The following is a 17,975-nucleotide window of genomic DNA, read 5'->3' on the forward strand; positions in this document are numbered from 1 at the left end:
CATCAGATGTTTGGCCACCAGAAGATCATTGACCGGCCAATCTCTACGCCTTCAGCTTTTATCCAGTTTTGCTTTTGACTTTTGATTTCTGACTTTTTAATTTTTCAGTCATGTGGTGGATATACGCTTTGCTCTCTGCTTCCTTTGCTGCGTTGGTAGCCATTTTCGCCAAGGTGGGAATGAAAGGCGTAGATTCAGATCTGGCTACTGCTATTCGCACGGTTATTATTCTGGTGATTGCCTGGAGCTGGGTCTGGTGGAAAGGCGGCGTGCCGCAGATACATTCACTCACACGGCAAAACTGGTTGTTTCTTACCCTTTCCGGTATTGCCACCGGTTGTTCCTGGTTATTTTATTTTAAAGCGCTGCAACTCGGTGAAGTATCACAAGTGGCGCCGGTAGATAAGCTCAGCGTAGCGATAGCTATCATCCTTTCTGTGATTTTTCTCAAAGAAGTCATCACCTGGAAAATAGCTATCGGTGCCCTTCTTATCATTTCCGGCACCATTGTTCTTATTTTTTAGGATTCTACAATACGAATCGTCCAGAAGTCATCACAAAGATCGCTGTTGGTCAGATAAGCATAAGGCATCGTATAGTAACCTTTCAGCCCCCAACCGGTACCCCATGAATTACGGATGATAAACCACTGCTTACTCTCGTCGTAGCCAACGCACATTACGGCATGCCCACCCACTACTTTTTCTTTAGAAGTATCTGGCATCAATAAATGTCCGCTTTTCGCCACTTTATCGCTCTCAAAAGCATCGTAAACTGTAAACCCGAATACAAACGGATAGCCATCGGCAAGGCAGCCTTTGAGCTGCTGCAATGTGTTAGAAAGTCGCATATAGCTCAGTGCCTGATGTTTCAAGGCTTCGGTATAACATTTTGCAATTGGCTTCTTCGTGAATTTTCCTACATCATAAGGCCACATCGTTTCCGGACAAACGCCGTTTTTATTAACCGTTTTTATACCATCTCTGATCTGCGCGCCGGCGTCGCTGTTTACAGTGTGCTCAATAGCGCGTTCATTGTAATAAATAAATAAGCGGGAAGGAATAAAATTAGGAATGCCTTGTTTCATCTGTTCAAATTGAATAGCACCGCCGATCGCATTGGCAGTACAACTTCCGAGGTCGCCCTGATTGTACACCGGCGGGCAGTTCTTTGTATAGTCTATTTTAGTGGGTAAAGCTTTCAGCACCCTTTGTGGTGCGCGGTAACGAAAATCCCGGATGTCCGGCAGGTCGGGAACCCAGCCCAGTTTTTTTGATGGTGATTTGCTCTGTGGCATAAGATGAATATTATAATGTATAAAATTATAATATTTACTCGAGGGAATAAAAAAAGCGGGGCCAGACGACCCCGCTCTTGCGATCTATTTTTTACAAAAACTACCGTAGCAATGTAACATTGCCTTGATAGTGCTCTTTTACGCCGTTGGCAAACAGCACGTCTATCAGATAGACATATACGCCTTCAGGCTGTTCTTTTTCGTTGAATTTACCATCCCAGCCACGTCCGTCGATGCTGGATGTTTCGAATATTTCTTGTCCCCAACGGTTATATATAACCAGACGGAACGATGTTACGCTACGTGACAGGAGCTGACGAGGGAAGAAGTAATCATTGGTACCGTCATTATTCGGAGTGAATGAATTCGGGATATCAATGTAACAATCTTTCCGTACGTCAATACTATCTGATGTGCTACAACCATTCAGGGAAACGGTAGCAGAATAATGCCCTGGCTGCGTTGCCGTAATATGCGTTGTTGTTTCACCGGTATTCCATAACCAGGTAGCAGCAGGATCAACAGCATTCATTCGATCGTAAAGTACAAGTGGCGCTGCATTCGGACACATTACTGTATCTGGGCCGAGATAAATACGAGGGAAAGGTTTGATCGTAACATCTTTGGTAATGGATGTATCCGGACAAATTCTATAGAATGCGGTCAGTTTTACTGTGTATGTTCTTGCAGAGTCATACGCATGGTTTGCAGGATTAGCATTTGGCGTAACGGTGCCATCGCCGAAATCCCAACGTAAACCGGTATTACCGATTGTCAGCATATCAGGAATGAAAGTAATTCCCTGACCGATACACAGTGCAGAATCACTCGTTGTAAAATTTACGTACGGAATAGAATCTACTACAATTGTGCGGTAAGCCGTATCCTGACAAGGAACAAAATCAGTCACATAAAGCGCTACGTTGTAAACACCCGCATGCTGATAATAGTGCTGTGTAGTCAGATTGGTATCTGCCGGGCTGCCATCTCCGAAATCCCAGGCCTGATGAGGACCTGTAGCAATGGATGTGCTGGTAAATGTAATCGCCTGGCTCTGCTGACAGATAGAGTCTTTACTTGTAGTAAATGAAGCGATCAGCGGGTGACGGATATCGATTGATTTAGTTTCCGTATCTGCACATACCAGATTGCTTGCTATGAGTGTCACATTGTAAACGGCCTGCGTTGTATAAACATGTGATGGATTAGCCACTGTATCCTGAGCACCGTCACCGAATGACCATACATATTTGTAAGAAGGACCACCACCGTTAGACTGGTTGGTAAATACTAAACTATCAGAAGTACAACCATAATGAATCACATAGTCAAATACAGCATTGAGCGGCGGATCTACCAGCGTTACCGGACCCATTGCATTTGAAACACAAATGCCACGTTTCACTTTAATGTCATTATAGACACCCGCTGTAAGGTTATTGATCGTGATGATGCCCTGTGCATTTGAAGTAAGTGTATAAGGCGTAACTGCAGTACCGTTTTTAGTGTACATAACAGTGTGCGGCGTATTTGCAGCCAGACCGTATACGTGGATGTAACCATCGTTATTACCACAGTAAGTCGGGTTTACAAAATTTATAGAGTCAATGTTCGGACCAATACCACCAGGGCCGGTAGCACCTACTGTTACAGTTACGGTATCTCTCATCGTATCAGAACAGCTTGTTACTAATGCGATGTAAGTAGTAGTAGTTGCCGGACTTACAACCACAGTATCACCTGTACCTACAAGGGTACCCGCTAAAGTGTACCAGTTAATTGGCGCATTACCATTAGGAACCGGAGCGTATGCAATTGACGACACGGTGTAAGTGGCCGCACCACTAGACATTGTAGTCGGCGTAAACTGATTAGAACTGTGGAATGCAGTCCATGTACCCGGATAGTTTCTGCCCGGAACCGGAACTGCATCAGAACCTGTGGCGTTTTGAACGCCTTCTATACCTGCACCACTGTTCCATCCGGTACAAAGCGGTTTATTACCGAGGTGAATATCTATTTTATTGCTTGTCTCGTGTAAAATAATCTGAAAAGAAGTACGCACGGTGGTACAGGAATACATCGGCGCATCACAGAAAGAAAGTACAAACTCTCTGTTTGGCGCAGTACCAACAGTACAATAATCCAGCGTACCTGGCGCTACACCCGGCGGCGTTGGATAGATATCTGCATAGTGTCCCATGATACAGTTGTACACATCACTGTTACCCGGAATACCCTGGGAAATTACCCATGCCGAAGGCTGGTTGGCGCGGGCTGTATCGAAACTGATGTAGCCGTTAGAGGAGAACGTACATTTTGTGTAGGAGTTCCCGTAGAAGTTAAAAGAGAAACCAATCGGTATGACGCCTGTAAAATAGTCATCCGACAAAGACACCGGTATACCGTTACGCCCCGTAAGCTTCGCGCGCAATGTCGCCGAAGTCCCCGGGCATATCAATGTATCTGGTGTGGTAATAACCACCTGCGCTTCCGCAATCGTAAAGGAAAGCAAACATAATAGTGATAGTAAGATTCTAGGTATGTAACCTTTTCTATTCATAAGAAAGAAATTAACTGATTAAACAATATCCTTTCAGCCTCTTGGTCGACAAAAAATCGTTTTTTATCGCGAACAGAGTATATAGACAGGTAAAAATTATATAATAGTTGGCTGACAGTTAAATCTAAGTTAATTACTTTCCTCAATAGTTGTAGTCGGTACTCCCCATTTTTTATTAATTAATTCATTTCATAGCCTCCCGCTCCTTCTGTAACCTGAATAGCTCATCTCTGAGACGTGCAGCCTCCATAAAGTCCATATCCTTAGCCGCTTTCTCCATATTTTTCTTGGTTTGAACGATCAGTTTATCCAGTTGCGCGATGGTTTTGTATTCCCCCGGCCCTTCAGCTGCATTGGCCGTAAGTTCCTCATGGACAGCATATTTATGGTGGTCATCATATCCTTTAATATCCAGAACCGAAGTTTGCTTAAATATTTGCTCTTTTGACTTGCGTACAGTCTGCGGAGTAATATTATGCTCTGTATTATATTGTACCTGCTTTTCGCGGCGGCGGTTTGTTTCATCGATCGTGCGCTGCATGCTGTCAGTTATTTTATCCGCATAAAAGATTACCAGCCCTTCCGCATTACGGGCCGCGCGGCCAGCCATCTGTGTCAGCGATCGTTCATCACGAAGGAAACCTTCTTTATCGGCATCAAGAATAGCCATTAAGGAAACTTCCGGCAGATCGAGCCCTTCCCTGAGGAGGTTTACCCCCACCAACACATCAATCACACCGAGTCGGAGATCGCGGAGAATTTCCACGCGTTCCAGTGTATCGACCTCAGAGTGAATGTATTTTGATTTTACATTGATGCGTTTCAGGTATTTATCCATTTCCTCTGCCATGCGCTTGGTCAGCGTCGTCACCAAAACACGGTCTCCTTTCAGCACCCTTTTATCGATTTCTTCCAGCAAATCATCAATCTGGTTAATACTCGGACGAATTTCAATTGGCGGATCCAATAAACCTGTTGGGCGAACGATCTGCTCAACCACTACACCACCCGTTTGCTCCAATTCATATTTACCCGGCGTGGCGCTCACGAATACCGCTTGATTTACCAGTTGTTCAAATTCATGAAAATTGAGCGGACGGTTATCTAATGCAGAAGGCAAACGGAAACCATATTCTACGAGGTTCAGCTTACGCGAACGGTCGCCGCCATACATACCACTGATCTGCGGAATCGTTACGTGGCTTTCATCTACCACCAACAAGAAATCATCCGGGAAATAATCAAGTAAGCAGAACGGACGTGTGCCGGGCCTGCGGCGATCCAGGAAGCGGGAATAGTTTTCAATACCGCTACAGAAGCCCAGTTCGCGGATCATTTCCAGATCATAGTTTACGCGCTCTTTAATACGCTGCGCTTCCAGCGGCTTACCGATACTTTTAAAATAATCGACCTGCGCATTCATCTCATCCTGGATTTCGTGCAGGATCTGTATCATCTGATCTTTCGGCGCCAGATAAAGGTTAGCAGGAAAGATCGCCGCATTGCCCATTTTACCTATACGCTTGCCTGACTCGATTTCGAAGCTTTCGATCTCTTCAATTTCATCTCCGAAGAAAGTAATACGATAACCATAATCTACATAAGGCAGGTTAATGTCTACCGTATCGCCCTGCACACGGAAACTACCTCTGGTAAATTCCAGCTGACTGCGGGTGTACAATGAATTCACCAACTTGTGCAGGAATTGATTACGACCTACAGAATCGCCCTGATTAATACGGATAATACCATTGGCATATTCGGTCGGGTTACCCATACCATATATACAAGACACCGAAGCAACCACTATAATGTCCCGGCGGCCGCTCAGCAAGCTGGACGTTGCCCGCAGACGTAGCTTTTCCAGTTCATCGTTAATGGAAAGGTCTTTTTCGATGTATGTATCGGAAGTAGGCATATACGCTTCCGGCTGATAATAATCGTAGTAGGAAACGAAATATTCTACTGCATTGTTTGGAAAGAATTGGCGGAATTCGCCATAGAGCTGTGCCACCAGCGTTTTGTTGTGCGTGAGTACAAGCGTCGGCTTTTTCACCTCCTGTATCACATTTGCCATTGTAAACGTCTTTCCCGACCCTGTTACCCCCAGTAATGTCTGAAACTGTTCTTCTTCATTAATTCCCTTCACCAACTGACGTATTGCTTCCGGCTGATCACCCGCCGGAGCATACGGACGTTCTATGTTAAAGCTCATATAAACGAATTTCGGCTTTTTTTGTCATTCCTCGCGCAAGGGCGGTTTCGTCAAAAGTGAAACGTCAAACGTCAAAATACAGCGCATACACCGGTCGCATAAAACACTGCCCGGCGCGAGTTCTTCAACTAGTACGTACTAGTCATAGAAATAGTACGTATTAGTTGGGCAAATAGTACGTACTAGTTGAGGAAATAGTACGTACTATTTTTCAGTGCTGTTCGAGATGTTAGCGTCAGCGCATCTCGAACGACTGATGATAAGGATCTCTGATCCGTTTTTTTGAATAAAGACCAGGATTGAAAATCCGCTGTTCGAGATGTTAGCATCAGCGCATCTCGAACGACTGATGACGAGGATCTCTGATCCGTTTTTTTGAATAAAGACCAGGATTGAAAATCCCACGTTAGCCGAACGGCAATAAGTTTTGACATTTCACGTTTGCCGTTTCACTAACCTAGCACCCAGCAACTATAGTGATTCAAATAGTGATTAATGAAAATAACTTTCTTAATCGAGGAGGGTTTTTCACCTGCGATCAGTAATTGATCCGGAACAATATTCTTTTGCACCATCTCCGTAATGAACGCCAGGCCCAGCGCGCTGCTGGTTCCGAACTCACCCGTCTGATGTTTATAGGCAGCAATTGGTTGTTTGGAAAAATACTGTTGCTGTAACTCGTTGTACAAGCCCGTGTGTTCATCACCACTTTTACCAAAAACAACCAGATCAGCATTTACGTTTTCAAAACCCAGCGCGGCAAATTGTTCCAATGCCTGCTCTATATTTTTAGCTTTAAATAAATGCAGCTGTTCCACTTTCAGTGCATTTGCCGAAGGCTTTAAACTCACCGTCATAAACGCTGCACCTTCGCCCGCAACAGTTCCATTTAAAGACTGCTGCAATAAATACTCTGGTTTTACACTTTCAGTAGTATAAACACCTGCACGCTGCATCAGCGTTTCACTGGTATTAATTAATTCATCTAAACCACCAGCCAATACCACCTGGTCTGGATGCTGCTGCAGATATAATTGCGTATTGATGAGCGCGTGTTCAAATGAATGACCACGATGCACATAAGTGAGATTATGTCCGTGACAGCCGAGTAACAACGCTATCTGTCCCGCTACGGTATTATGCGTAGATTGTATAAACGCCGTTGGTGTAAGCATTTGCTCGTTCTGCGTCACCAGTTTATTCAAGAAGGTTTCCGTGTCTTGCAGACAGCCCATTGCAGTACCAACAGATATTGCATCTGGCTGCTCAATACCGGCATTTTTCAATGCAAGCCTGGTAGCAGCAATGCCCATACGCACTACTTTGCTCATACGACGCAATTGCATCGGCGGAATCATGCCTGTATAATCCGGTTCTTGCGCATTCAGACGATTACCTTCGTAAGAAAAAGCCTCCGGTAAAAATCCGTCTTCCTTTTGTGTGCCAGCTGCACTGATCCATCCTGCGCTGTGTATATACAAATCCATGTTTAGCATTTTGAGAAAACCAAAGACGAACAATTACCACCGAAACCAAATGAATTGGAAAGTACATGCTGAATGTCCTGCCCGGTCTTTAATTCTGTAACCGGCTGCCAGCTGATATCTTCCATTGGCGTTTCAAAGCGGAGATTCGGATAAACAATACCATCACGAATGCTGAGCACGCTGAAAACGGCTTCTACTCCGGCGGCTGCACCTAGTGTGTGACCGGTGTATGCTTTGGTTGAAGACGCCATCGGAATATTACTGCCAAATATTTGCTCGATTGCTTTGCCTTCGGAACTATCATTGTTTGCCGTTCCCGTTCCGTGAAGATTGATGTAGCTGATATCTTTTGCCTCAATACCTGCAATCTTCATTGCGCCCTGCATTGCTAATTTATTGCCGATTCCATCTGGTGACGAAGCAGTCTGATGATACGCATCGTTGGCATTGGCATAACCGCTGAGCGTACAAATAGCTTTGGCGTTACATTGCTGCATCGCTTTCTCACTCATCAATACCACGTAACCCGCACCCTCTCCGAGATTCAAACCACGACGGTTTTGATCGAACGGTTGACAAGGCTGCTTATCGAGGATCATCAACGTATTAAATCCATTAAGTGTAAACTTCGACAAGCAATCCGCACCGCCTGCAATCGCAATATCAAGCATACCATTTCCGATCATTTGCGCCGCCATCATAATACTGTTCGCAGAAGAAGAACAAGCAGTACTGATTGTCGTAACGAAATCGTGAATATCGAGTGCTTCAGCGACCAGCTCTGTTATGGCACCACATTCGTGATTGACGAACATGGCATTTTCACCAGTGTTATTGTCTTTTAAATATTCAGGATAAAATTGTTCGGTCAAATCCATTCCGCCAACAGTATTCGCAGAGAAAAAACCGGTGCGTAACCCTTTCGCAGTTTCCTGAAACGGTAACCATGCTTCTTTTGCAGCAATCATACTCAATAATGCGGTACGTGGCCATTGTTGATCCACATCAGCCATTTTAGCAAGATCTTCGTTGCTGAATTTCACTTCCGCCACAGGCAATTCATCCTGCCAATGTGTTTGTAAAAAACGGGCTTTATCAATCCCCGGCGTTTTATTCACCAGCGAAGCAAGACAACTGGCCGTATTCATACCGATCGCGCTGATAATGCCTGTACCCACAATGTATGCCGATTGTTTCATGAAGCTGTTCTTATTGTTTATAGAGCGTTTCTAAATGTGCTGCAGTGAATGCAACGCCCTGTTTATTTTTTTCAATCCAGAAAAGACAAAGGTCTGCACCCGCATCTGTTGCATCTACATAGCCACACAGGCAAGCATCTACATCTTTATTTTTCATCAGATCGTTTACCCAAAATTGAATGGATTCACCGTCAAACCCGTCTGTAACCTGCGATAATTGTTCACCTTTAAAACCATGCCGGATACAGATTTCACCGAGCATGATGTTTGGCAAAGTATACACAAACAACGCCGGACTGGCTATCTGGGAAACGGTCTGCAAGTATTTCTTATCTACTTCCAGACAGCCTTGTGTCGTCATCAGCACTACGCCAATTTTATTTTTATCCAGTCCCTCGTAAATAAACCCTTCTTGTTTAGCTTGTTTGGAAAGCAAAATTTCAGCCCCAAGCCACGCCCATTTCGATAACACGTCCATCTTGAAAAATTTCAGGTACGGATGTTCCAATGCACGATACCATTCGTCGGGTTGCCAACCGGCTGTTGACGACAAAAGCGGAGTATTGTCTTTCTCCGCTTTTGTTTTATTAATGCGCACATAGTGCAATATGGTCAAATGATCATTCATTATGCATTCGTTTGCTGCGTATCGAGATAGCGCGCCAAAGTTCGCACATTCTTTTCGTGATTTTTTACAAACGGATTGTTTTCATCCCAAACATAACCTGCCAGTACAGAGCAAATCTGAGCCATGATGTCGGGATTGCGGTTTTCTGCGAAGAACACTTTAAACAAAGTACCGTCGTACCAGCCGTTTACATAAGTGCGGAATACATCTACGCCGAGCTGCATTTTCTTCATGTAATCGTTTTCCCAATCGATCTCTTCACCTTTCAGATGACGGATCACCAGGTTAGCAGCCATCTGCGCTGAAACCGAAGCCAGTGTTACACCTGAAGAGAATACCGGATCAAGGAATTCGGTAACGTTGCCCGTCAGCACAAAACCTTTTCCGTAGAAAGTATCTGTTGTTGAGCTCCAGCTCTGCAGTGTACGTGGCTGTTCCCACGCCAGTTCAGAATCACCGAAACGATCCTTCAATTCAGGCTGTGCCGCAAGCAATTTGCGATACATCGTTGCCATATCTTCACTTTCGTACTTCTCAAAAAATTCCGGATCACCTACATAACCGACCGATGTATTTCCGTTAGAGAAAGGAATTACCCAGATCCATGTTTTCGGATCGTGTACATAAATAATAATGCGGTTTGGTTCGAAAGCCTCGCTGCGTTTAGGATCGGTGATATGGCAGAAAACCGCTCTGCGCGGAGCCTGTGTAGATTCTCTGTTTAAACCGAACAGTGTGGGAATCACGCGGCCATAGCCACTGCCGTCAATAATAAACCGGGCTTGTATTTTTTCTTCACTGCCATCAGCCGTTTTCACCGTAGTGATACTATGGTCATCGAATATCTGAACGTCTGTAACTTCTGTCTGATAAGCAATATCAACGCCTTTGCGCACTATTTCATCCGCCAGCACTTTATCAAACTCTGCGCGGGGAACCTGCCAGGTCCAACGCCAGCCGTCGGTAAACTGCTGCGAAAAATTGAAATCGCAAATCTGATCATTCATCACAAATTTGGCGCCGTCCTTCTGCTGAAAGTTTTTCGCTTTCACAGCATCCAGCAATTCTGCTTCTTCCAACGCTTCCATGCAGCGTGGCAATAAACTTTCGCCGATCACAAAGCGCGGAAAAGTCATTTTTTCTACTACCTGAACTTTCAACCCTGCCTTATGCAATATGGCGGCTGCAATACTTCCTGACGGACCTGCTCCAATTACCAGAACATCAACGTTTTTCTGCATGCTAATAGAGATTATATTTTAGAAATAATTTCGGAACAGTTATTTTTTCTTCAACACCAATATAGTGTGACTCACCCCCAAATTATCAATATCTTTTGTTACTTCAAAACCTGCCCGATCGACCAATTTCAAAAAAACAGCACTATCGTACATCTGGCTGTTGCCATTGGCCATAGTGGTAAAATATAACGAAGTCATTTGCAGGCTAAATGCCGATGCTTCAAACTTCTGACGATCCCAAAAAGTTTCGTTGATAAACACGTGGCCATTGTCAGGCAATGCTTCATGGCATTTCTGCAAAATCGAAACGATTTCGTCGTCAGCAAAGCAATCGAGAAACTGACTCATCCAGATAATATCAAATCCTGTGGGCAGTCTGGACGCTGCATCCAGCACATTGCAGGTATGATAAGAAACACGGTCACCGAATCCTTCGGCTTCTATATTCTTCTGTGCTACGTTCAGTTGCACCTGCAAGTCCACTAAACCGACATGCACTTCTTTATCATAGTTCAGACAAGAGAGTGTAAATTTTCCAGTGTTTGCACCGATGTCCATTACTTTTTTCGGTGCAGATTCAAACACTATTGGTAACGCTTCAGGAAAAGCATTATCGGAATAATAATGGTCAAAGTTAAACCAGCTGCTATGCGCAGGTTCGGGGAGTATGGAAAGTCCCTGATAGATGGTATCCCAGCTGCCGAGATGTCTCAGGCCACGCGGTTTTCCGTCGGTCAGACTTTGATCCAGATCTTGCGCGCCATCATAACACACATCACGCATAAAATCGGCATTTACACGTGTCATCGGATGATTCAGGAAGAAATGACCCAGTTTCGATAGAAAATATTTGTCTTCTTTGCGATAAACAAGCTTTATGCCCAGTCCTGCTTCCAGTAAAATCCGCAGCGTGTAGTGCGGCAAATTCAATTTTGCTTCCAGCGCTTCAATGGTGATTCCATTTTGGCGGGAGGCTTCTACTTCTTTCAGAATTCCTTTATCTCTCAAAAGCATGGAAGCCTGAAATACATATGGGGCAAATGCTATAAACTGCGCCTGCGAAATAGCTTCGAGGGCACTCATTTTATCGTCTTCAAACAATGCGGGCTTTTTTACTGATACTTCCGACATACAATCTAATTATTTTAAAACAGGGAATCCTGGCGTTTTCAACGCGCAATTTAACTGAAACGTCGGAATCTCGGATCGCTGATGTTTGATTTTTTGATTTTCGGCGGCTGTTCGCAGCCAAACAGAAAACAAAGAAAAACGGTCGGACGACTTTGGAGCCATCCGACCGTGTACTTTTTTATTTTTGAATTTTGACTTCAAGTCTATATATCACCATTTTTCAGGTAATCCACAATCTTATTCAATTCATCATCCGTCAGATTCGGGAACGGTGTCATTACCGTACTCGCCCATTTATGAAACAGATCCGTCGTATACTGATCGCCTGAAGCGATCACTGCGGAACTATTGCGGATAAAGGCTTTCATCTTCGTCGTGTCATTATTCCATCTATCGAACACACCTTCCAGCTTCGGGCCGGTTTTATCTTGCTTCATATCGTGACAGATCGCACAGTTGTTGACAAAAAGAGCTTTTCCTTCACTCATTTTAGGAGTCTCTGTATATGGATTAGAAGAAGTATTGTTTCCCGAATTGTTACAGGCAAAAAAATACGTACTTGCCACCAGTGCAGATAAGATCAATAAACGTCGTTTCATGAAACTATTTTTCTAAAGAATGAATACTACGGAAGATGCGGCGCCAGCGGAAATCTTTAAACATTCCTTCCTTGCCATAGCTCAGCCATACAAACCATGCCTTACCCACTACGTGATCTTCCGGCACAAAGCCCCAATAACGAGAATCCAGTGAATTATGACGGTTATCACCCATCATCCAGTAATAATCCATTTTAAAGGTATAGCTCGTTGCAGCCTGACCATTGATGATAAACTGTCCACCTTTTTCTTCCAGCGTGTTGCCTTCGTACACACCAATGATGCGACGATAAATAGAAATATTTTGCGGCGTCAATGTGATCGTTGTTCCTTTTTTAGGAATCATCAGCGGACCATAATTATCGCGGTTCCATTTGTAGTTCGCTGTATCATAAGGGAACGGCAGATATTCTGCTTCTACAAAACCTTTAGGATAAAACGCAGGCGTTACAGAAGCCACGCCAGGTTGTTGTTTTACCACATCTACCTGATCGTTTTCCATCATGTAGTAAAAGCTCTGCGCGTCGCCTGGCGCAAAAGATGGATCCTGATCAATATTGCTGCGCTCCATAAAATCAGCCGACAGACCGCCGGAATTTGATTTTACGAGGAAGGTTGTTTTTGAGTGTGGGAATGTTGGCGTTGGTTTATCATTGATGTAAGCGACACCATCTCTTACTTCCAGTTTATCACCCGGAATACCGATACAACGTTTAATATAGTTATCCGTTTTATCTACCGGACGTACAATAATATCACCAGAACTTAACACCGCATCGCGACCAAAACGGCGGCAAAGCGCATAATAATCGGCTTCTGGCTGTTCTTTCAAAACAGTATCACCATTTGGAAAGTTAAATACCACTACATCATAACGCTCTACATCTCCAAAACCCCACCAGCGATGGTATTTCCATTTTACAGCATCAGTGTATGATTTACCGCCTGTAATAGGCATGGTATTATGAACGAGCGGAACTGCAAGCGGCGTCATCGGCACCCGCGGACCGTAAGATAATTTGCTGACAAACAAGTAGTCATTTACCAGCATACTGCCTTCCATGGACGGTGTAGGGATGGTGTAGGCTTCTACAAAAAACGTGCGTATAATGGTTGCTGCCACAATCGCAAAAACCGCAGCGTCTACCCACTCACGCCAAACAGGTTTCTTTTTTTTATTTTTTGTGTCCTTTTTATTCTTTTTCCAAAAGGCAAGTTGCATAGAGAATGATATAATGTGGTCAAAAGTACGGCTAAAGATAAAAGATAAAAGTTAAAACTAAATCGATTGCGGATGACGGAGAAATGCCATAGCCTTCTGATTACACAATGTTTGCCTCCTTTCGCCGCATGCCTGCTTTTTATATACTACCTGCTATGCTCCTTTTTGACTATTTTGCGAAAAAATAGGATTTAGTATCATGCCTCGTTCCGTTACCATATTAGGAGCCGGCCTCGTCGGTTCCCTGCTCGCAATTATTTTAAGAAAGAAAGGATACAACGTTACCATTTACGAACGTCGCCCCGACATGCGTAAAGAAAACATTGGTGCAGGACGCTCTATCAACCTTGCGATGAGCACGCGCGGATGGCATGCACTGGAACTGGCTGGCTTGAAGGAAGAAATGGAAAAGATCGCTATTCCGATGAATGGCCGTTATCTCCATCAGGCAGACGGTACTGCGGCTTTCCAGCAATATGGCAAAAACAACGAAGCAATTTACTCTGTAAGTCGCGGCGAACTCAATAAAAAATTAATGACGCTGGCAGAAGAAAATGGTGCAACCATCGTTTTCAACCAGCGTTGTCTGAAAGTAGATGTTCCGACAAATACGGTTCATCTGCAGGACGAAAACGGCAAAGAACAAACAGTAGTGGCTGATCTGCTCTTTGGCGCGGACGGCGCTTTCTCCGGCCTGCGTGCAAGTTATACGCACATGGACCGTGTGAATGCAGCACACCATTACATTGAGCATGGCTATAAAGAATTAAATATCCCTGCCGCAAAAGATGGCGGTTTTCAGATGGAAAAACATGCGCTGCACATCTGGCCGCGTAAAAATTTCATGCTGATAGCACTGCCAAATATTGATGGTAGTTTCACTTGTACTTTGTTCTTCCCATTCGAGGGCAATCCTTCTTTTCAATCATTAAAAACAGAAGCAGAGGTAAAAGCATTCTTCGAAAAAGAATTCCCGGATGCTATCGGCATGATGCCAACATTCATTGAAGACTTCATGAACAACCCTACGTCTTCACTCATCACTACGCATATTTCTCCGTGGCATTATCAGGATAAGAGCGCATTGATTGGCGACGCGGCACATGCTATTGTTCCTTTCTACGGACAGGGCATGAACGCTGGCTTTGAAGACTGTTCGGTGTTATCTGCACTATTGGATGAATATGGCGACGACTGGAAAACAATCCTGGATGTGTACGAGAAAAAACGCAAACCAAATGGTGATGCGGTAGCTCAACTGGCGCTGCAAAACTTTATTGAAATGCGTGATAAAGTAGCAGAACCGGCATTCCTCGAAAGAAAGAAAATTGAAAAAGAATTAGGCAAACGATACCCGAATCATTTCATTTCTGTGTATGAAATGGTATCCTTCAGCCACACACCATATCATACTGCACTCAGCTGTATTCAGGCGCAAGACAAATTGCTGGCGCGCATTATGCAGGAGGGCGACTTCTTCCATAATATACAGGAGCAGGAATTTGATCTGAAACTCGACCAGTGGATCAATGACTATCACCGGTCGGTACAACAACTGGACTTTGGCAACAATGCGTGATAAACGATGGACACTTAAACAGGCTGATTCATCATTTGTACAGCAACTTAGCAAAGATTTACCCAATGTAAGCCCTGCTATTCATACGTTGCTCGCCGTTCGCGGCATCCATGATTTTGAATCTGCGAAAACATTCTTTCGCCCGGAATTAAGCCACCTGCATGATCCTTTCCTGATGAAGGGAATGAAACAGGCAGTGCAACGTATTTCGGAAGCGATAGAATGGCACGAGCGTATCATGGTGTATGGTGACTATGATGTGGACGGCACTACTGCCGTTGCGGTGGTTTATGACTTCCTGAAAACACATTATAAGGGAGACCTTACTTATTATATTCCGCACCGTTACCGTGAAGGTTACGGTGTTTCGAAACAAGGTATCGACTTCGCGCACGCGAATGGATATCACCTGATCATCACGCTCGACTGCGGTATCAAATCTGCGGAGCTGATCGGGTACGCGCAATCGCTGGGCATTGACGTGATTGTCTGTGACCACCACTTGCCTGATAATAATTTACCACCGGCTCTGGCAATCCTGAATCCAAAGCAAACAGATTGCCCTTATCCATATAAAGAACTCAGCGGCTGCGGTATCGGTTTTAAACTGATCACAGCACTGGCAATGCACTGGAAATTACCAATGGAAAGTGCTTATCAATATCTGGATCTGGTGGCGACAAGTATTGCTGCTGATATCGTTCCAATTGATGAGGAGAACCGCGTGCTGGCTTTTTATGGCATGAAAAAAGTGAATGAAAATCCTTCACTGGCCATCAAAACGCTTAAGGAAACTGCAGGTACCAGTCGTACGTTGCATATCGCAGATCTGGTATTTGTCATCGGCCCGAGAGTAAACGCTGCCGGCCGGATGGACGATGCCAAGAAAGCAGTGGAACTTTTTATTGAGCGAGATGAAGAAAAAATAAAAGTGTTGGCGGATTCACTGCATTCCGACAATTTCGAGCGAAAGGAAATTGATAAAAACATCACGCAGGAAGCTCTTAATCTGATTCTAGGTGACGATGCAATGATGGCTCGTAAATCTACCGTACTCTTTCAGCCGCACTGGCACAAAGGAGTGGTCGGTATCGTTGCGTCCCGTTTAATTGATCATTTTTACCGCCCAACGATCATTCTTACTGAATCAAATGGAAAAGTAACCGGTTCGGCGCGCTCCATTAGCGGATTCAATATTTATGAAGCTATCCATGAATGCCGCGATTTATTGGAAAACTACGGTGGCCACTTCTATGCTGCAGGCATGACTATGCACCCTGACGTGGTAGCCGCCTTTGCAGAACGTTTTGAACAAGTCGTGTCTCAAACTATTTCACCGGAACTACTCATTCCCGAAATACAAATCGACGCAGAGCTGCGCATCAGCGATATCCGACCTTCGTTCTATAATATTCTGAAACAGTTTGAGCCATTCGGCCCAAATAACCTTCGTCCGGTGTTTCTTACCCGCAATGTTTATGACTTCAGAGGTCATTCACGCGTTGTGAAAGAACAGCATCTGAAATTTGTCGTACATCAGCATACGGGTGAAACAATTGACGGTATTGGTTTTGGCATTGGCGAGAAATATGAAATCGTAAATAACGGACCGTTTGATATGGTATATACGCTGGATGAAAATGAATTTAACGGTCAAACGAAATTGCAGATCAAAGTGCTGGACATTAAACCATCCAGATAGCAGATGACGGATGTCCGATTTTAGATTTCGTCGATAAATTAAAGCAACGAGGTTGTCTCAGATGAGACAACCTCGTTGCTTTTTTTGTTGTACTCAGAGACTGGTGATAACCCGGACACAAAGTGCAGTGCTCTCCCGCGTCAATAGCTTAAAACAAAAAAGGTTGTTCCGATTGGAACAACCTTTTCAAGTTTATATCGTAGTGAATTACTGACGAGTGAATTTGCGTGTGTCAAGCACGTGATTTTGAGCATCCATCAGACGGATGAAATAAACACCTGCAGGAATATCGCTGATGTCCAGTTGTGCGCTGCTGCCGTTTACACGGAAAGTGCTCACTGGTTTACCGATCAGGTTGTAAACAGAAATCAGTTTAACACCCGCATTCGGATCAAACTCAACATTTACTGAGTTGTGAGCCGGGTTTGGATACAGTTTCACATCATCAGATGATTTACCAATGTTAGGAACCGCTGTCGATGTTGCTGTTCTGAACACGAATGTGATGTTTTTTGTACCACCACCTGTGCTTGACAGGTTAACCGTGATATAAAAAAGACCCTGTGTTGCAGTAAGCGGTGCACTAAGCTGCAAGTGGAAATCACCATTTTTGCTATTCGGCGGATAATCTGCAGAAGTCACCGTATTAGCAATTGGATTACTTGTTGAATAACAAGTAACATTATCGCAAAGACCCGTCCAGTTGCCTACCAACCAATCATTTGGTAAATTATGACTCACAACCTTCCAGTTGATCTTAATCGCGCTATTTGAAATATTGGTGATATCGTTAGCTACGTTCACTGTTCCCCCACCCAATACATAGTTTACGGTAACTGTATCGTAAGGAGTTGTAAATGATGTTTGTGCCTTAACTGTGCTACCTGCAAGTGCAACACAACCAATAGCCATGAGTAAAAACTTCTTCATAATCAGTATTCTAAATTAAATTAAGTTCTGTGTAATCATGCAAGTTAAAATGTTTATGAAATATCACCAAATATGATTTGACACGGCATTGTTAAAATATTGACCTGATAACGCGCATTTAATTTTCGTACATTGCTTTAGGTATTCGTGATTTTAACCTACCGGGTACTTTTTCGTTAAAA

General features: G+C 44.1%; 14 protein-coding genes. 3 read left to right on the plus strand and 11 right to left on the minus strand.

The genetic code is table 11. The annotated features are described in order from the left end of the window. Positions 1 to 110: 110 nt before the first annotated feature. The gene (locus DN068_RS14860) at positions 111 to 524 is read left to right on the plus strand and encodes an EamA family transporter (protein WP_110999719.1); all 414 of its coding nucleotides are present in this window, start codon (positions 111 to 113) and stop codon (positions 522 to 524) included. On the opposite strand, the gene DN068_RS14865 is transcribed toward DN068_RS14860, so the two are convergent. The 10 genes from DN068_RS14865 to lepB form a co-directional block, all read right to left on the minus strand. Further along, complete coding sequence (locus DN068_RS14865; protein ID WP_110999720.1) at positions 521 to 1,297, minus strand: C1 family peptidase; 777 nt, start codon at positions 1,295 to 1,297, stop codon at positions 521 to 523. The genes DN068_RS14860 and DN068_RS14865 overlap by 4 nt on opposite strands. Before the next feature lie 100 nt (positions 1,298 to 1,397). Further along, positions 1,398 to 3,860 carry a gliding motility-associated C-terminal domain-containing protein gene (locus DN068_RS14870; protein ID WP_110999721.1) on the minus strand — a complete coding sequence of 821 codons (2,463 nt, stop codon included), beginning with the start codon at positions 3,858 to 3,860 and terminating at the stop codon, positions 1,398 to 1,400. 184 nt (positions 3,861 to 4,044) lie between these two features. After that, positions 4,045 to 6,075 (minus strand): excinuclease ABC subunit UvrB, encoded by a 2,031-nt coding sequence (gene uvrB, locus DN068_RS14875; protein ID WP_110999722.1) that lies wholly within the window; start codon positions 6,073 to 6,075, stop codon positions 4,045 to 4,047. 452 nt (positions 6,076 to 6,527) lie between these two features. Beyond that, a complete protein-coding gene (locus DN068_RS14880) occupies positions 6,528 to 7,562 on the minus strand; it encodes a beta-ketoacyl synthase N-terminal-like domain-containing protein (RefSeq protein ID WP_165836410.1) in 1,035 nt (344 codons plus the stop codon). A 2-nt stretch (positions 7,563 to 7,564) separates the two neighbouring features. Beyond that, positions 7,565 to 8,761 (minus strand): beta-ketoacyl-[acyl-carrier-protein] synthase family protein, encoded by a 1,197-nt coding sequence (locus DN068_RS14885; RefSeq protein ID WP_110999724.1) that lies wholly within the window; start codon positions 8,759 to 8,761, stop codon positions 7,565 to 7,567. A 10-nt stretch (positions 8,762 to 8,771) separates the two neighbouring features. Beyond that, positions 8,772 to 9,389 (minus strand): beta-ketoacyl-[acyl-carrier-protein] synthase family protein, encoded by a 618-nt coding sequence (locus DN068_RS14890; RefSeq protein WP_110999725.1) that lies wholly within the window; start codon positions 9,387 to 9,389, stop codon positions 8,772 to 8,774. Beyond that, positions 9,389 to 10,630: an NAD(P)/FAD-dependent oxidoreductase gene (locus DN068_RS14895; protein ID WP_110999726.1), complete on the minus strand. Its 1,242-nt coding sequence runs from the start codon at positions 10,628 to 10,630 to the stop codon at positions 9,389 to 9,391. The genes DN068_RS14890 and DN068_RS14895 overlap by 1 nt, the downstream gene beginning before the upstream one ends. 39 nt (positions 10,631 to 10,669) lie before the next feature. Beyond that, positions 10,670 to 11,761: a class I SAM-dependent methyltransferase gene (locus DN068_RS14900; RefSeq protein WP_110999727.1), complete on the minus strand. Its 1,092-nt coding sequence runs from the start codon at positions 11,759 to 11,761 to the stop codon at positions 10,670 to 10,672. A 203-nt stretch (positions 11,762 to 11,964) separates the two neighbouring features. Further along, entirely contained in the window at positions 11,965 to 12,360 is a 396-nt protein-coding gene (locus tag DN068_RS14905) for a c-type cytochrome (protein ID WP_110999728.1), read from the minus strand. A 4-nt stretch (positions 12,361 to 12,364) separates the two neighbouring features. After that, positions 12,365 to 13,582: a signal peptidase I gene (gene lepB / locus DN068_RS14910; RefSeq protein WP_110999729.1), complete on the minus strand. Its 1,218-nt coding sequence runs from the start codon at positions 13,580 to 13,582 to the stop codon at positions 12,365 to 12,367. A gap of 199 nt (positions 13,583 to 13,781) precedes the next feature. Here lepB and DN068_RS14915 point away from each other — a divergent pair, with 199 nt between their 5' ends. Next, positions 13,782 to 15,161, plus strand: coding sequence for an FAD-dependent oxidoreductase (locus tag DN068_RS14915; RefSeq protein WP_110999730.1), 1,380 nt, complete (start codon positions 13,782 to 13,784; stop codon positions 15,159 to 15,161). Beyond that, a complete protein-coding gene (recJ, locus tag DN068_RS14920; protein WP_243630264.1) occupies positions 15,112 to 16,863 on the plus strand; it encodes a single-stranded-DNA-specific exonuclease RecJ in 1,752 nt (583 codons plus the stop codon). The genes DN068_RS14915 and recJ overlap by 50 nt, the downstream gene beginning before the upstream one ends. Before the next feature lie 207 nt (positions 16,864 to 17,070). Here recJ and DN068_RS14925 read toward each other — a convergent pair whose 3' ends face one another. Further along, a complete protein-coding gene (locus DN068_RS14925) occupies positions 17,071 to 17,793 on the minus strand; it encodes a T9SS type A sorting domain-containing protein (protein WP_110999731.1) in 723 nt (240 codons plus the stop codon). Positions 17,794 to 17,975 lie beyond the last annotated feature (182 nt).

This window comes from Taibaiella soli (assembly GCF_003236175.1).
Taxonomy (GTDB): Bacteria; Bacteroidota; Bacteroidia; order Chitinophagales; family Chitinophagaceae; genus QKTW01.

What these genes read in the sequence shown, in the direction of transcription:
- DN068_RS14860 (WP_110999719.1), top strand. Translation starts at nt 111, where the DNA reads ATGTGGTGGATATACGCTTTGCTCTCTGCTTCCTTTGCTGCGTTGGTA.
- DN068_RS14900 (WP_110999727.1), bottom strand. Translation starts at nt 11,761, where the DNA reads ATGTCGGAAGTATCAGTAAAAAAGCCCGCATTGTTTGAAGACGATAAA.
- DN068_RS14915 (WP_110999730.1), top strand. Translation starts at nt 13,782, where the DNA reads ATGCCTCGTTCCGTTACCATATTAGGAGCCGGCCTCGTCGGTTCCCTG.
- lepB (WP_110999729.1), bottom strand. Translation starts at nt 13,582, where the DNA reads ATGCAACTTGCCTTTTGGAAAAAGAATAAAAAGGACACAAAAAATAAA.
- DN068_RS14925 (WP_110999731.1), bottom strand. Translation starts at nt 17,793, where the DNA reads ATGAAGAAGTTTTTACTCATGGCTATTGGTTGTGTTGCACTTGCAGGT.
- DN068_RS14890 (WP_110999725.1), bottom strand. Translation starts at nt 9,389, where the DNA reads ATGAATGATCATTTGACCATATTGCACTATGTGCGCATTAATAAAACA.
- DN068_RS14885 (WP_110999724.1), bottom strand. Translation starts at nt 8,761, where the DNA reads ATGAAACAATCGGCATACATTGTGGGTACAGGCATTATCAGCGCGATC.
- DN068_RS14905 (WP_110999728.1), bottom strand. Translation starts at nt 12,360, where the DNA reads ATGAAACGACGTTTATTGATCTTATCTGCACTGGTGGCAAGTACGTAT.
- DN068_RS14865 (WP_110999720.1), bottom strand. Translation starts at nt 1,297, where the DNA reads ATGCCACAGAGCAAATCACCATCAAAAAAACTGGGCTGGGTTCCCGAC.
- DN068_RS14880 (WP_165836410.1), bottom strand. Translation starts at nt 7,562, where the DNA reads ATGGATTTGTATATACACAGCGCAGGATGGATCAGTGCAGCTGGCACA.
- recJ (WP_243630264.1), top strand. Translation starts at nt 15,112, where the DNA reads ATGACTATCACCGGTCGGTACAACAACTGGACTTTGGCAACAATGCGT.
- uvrB (WP_110999722.1), bottom strand. Translation starts at nt 6,075, where the DNA reads ATGAGCTTTAACATAGAACGTCCGTATGCTCCGGCGGGTGATCAGCCG.
- DN068_RS14895 (WP_110999726.1), bottom strand. Translation starts at nt 10,630, where the DNA reads ATGCAGAAAAACGTTGATGTTCTGGTAATTGGAGCAGGTCCGTCAGGA.
- DN068_RS14870 (WP_110999721.1), bottom strand. Translation starts at nt 3,860, where the DNA reads ATGAATAGAAAAGGTTACATACCTAGAATCTTACTATCACTATTATGT.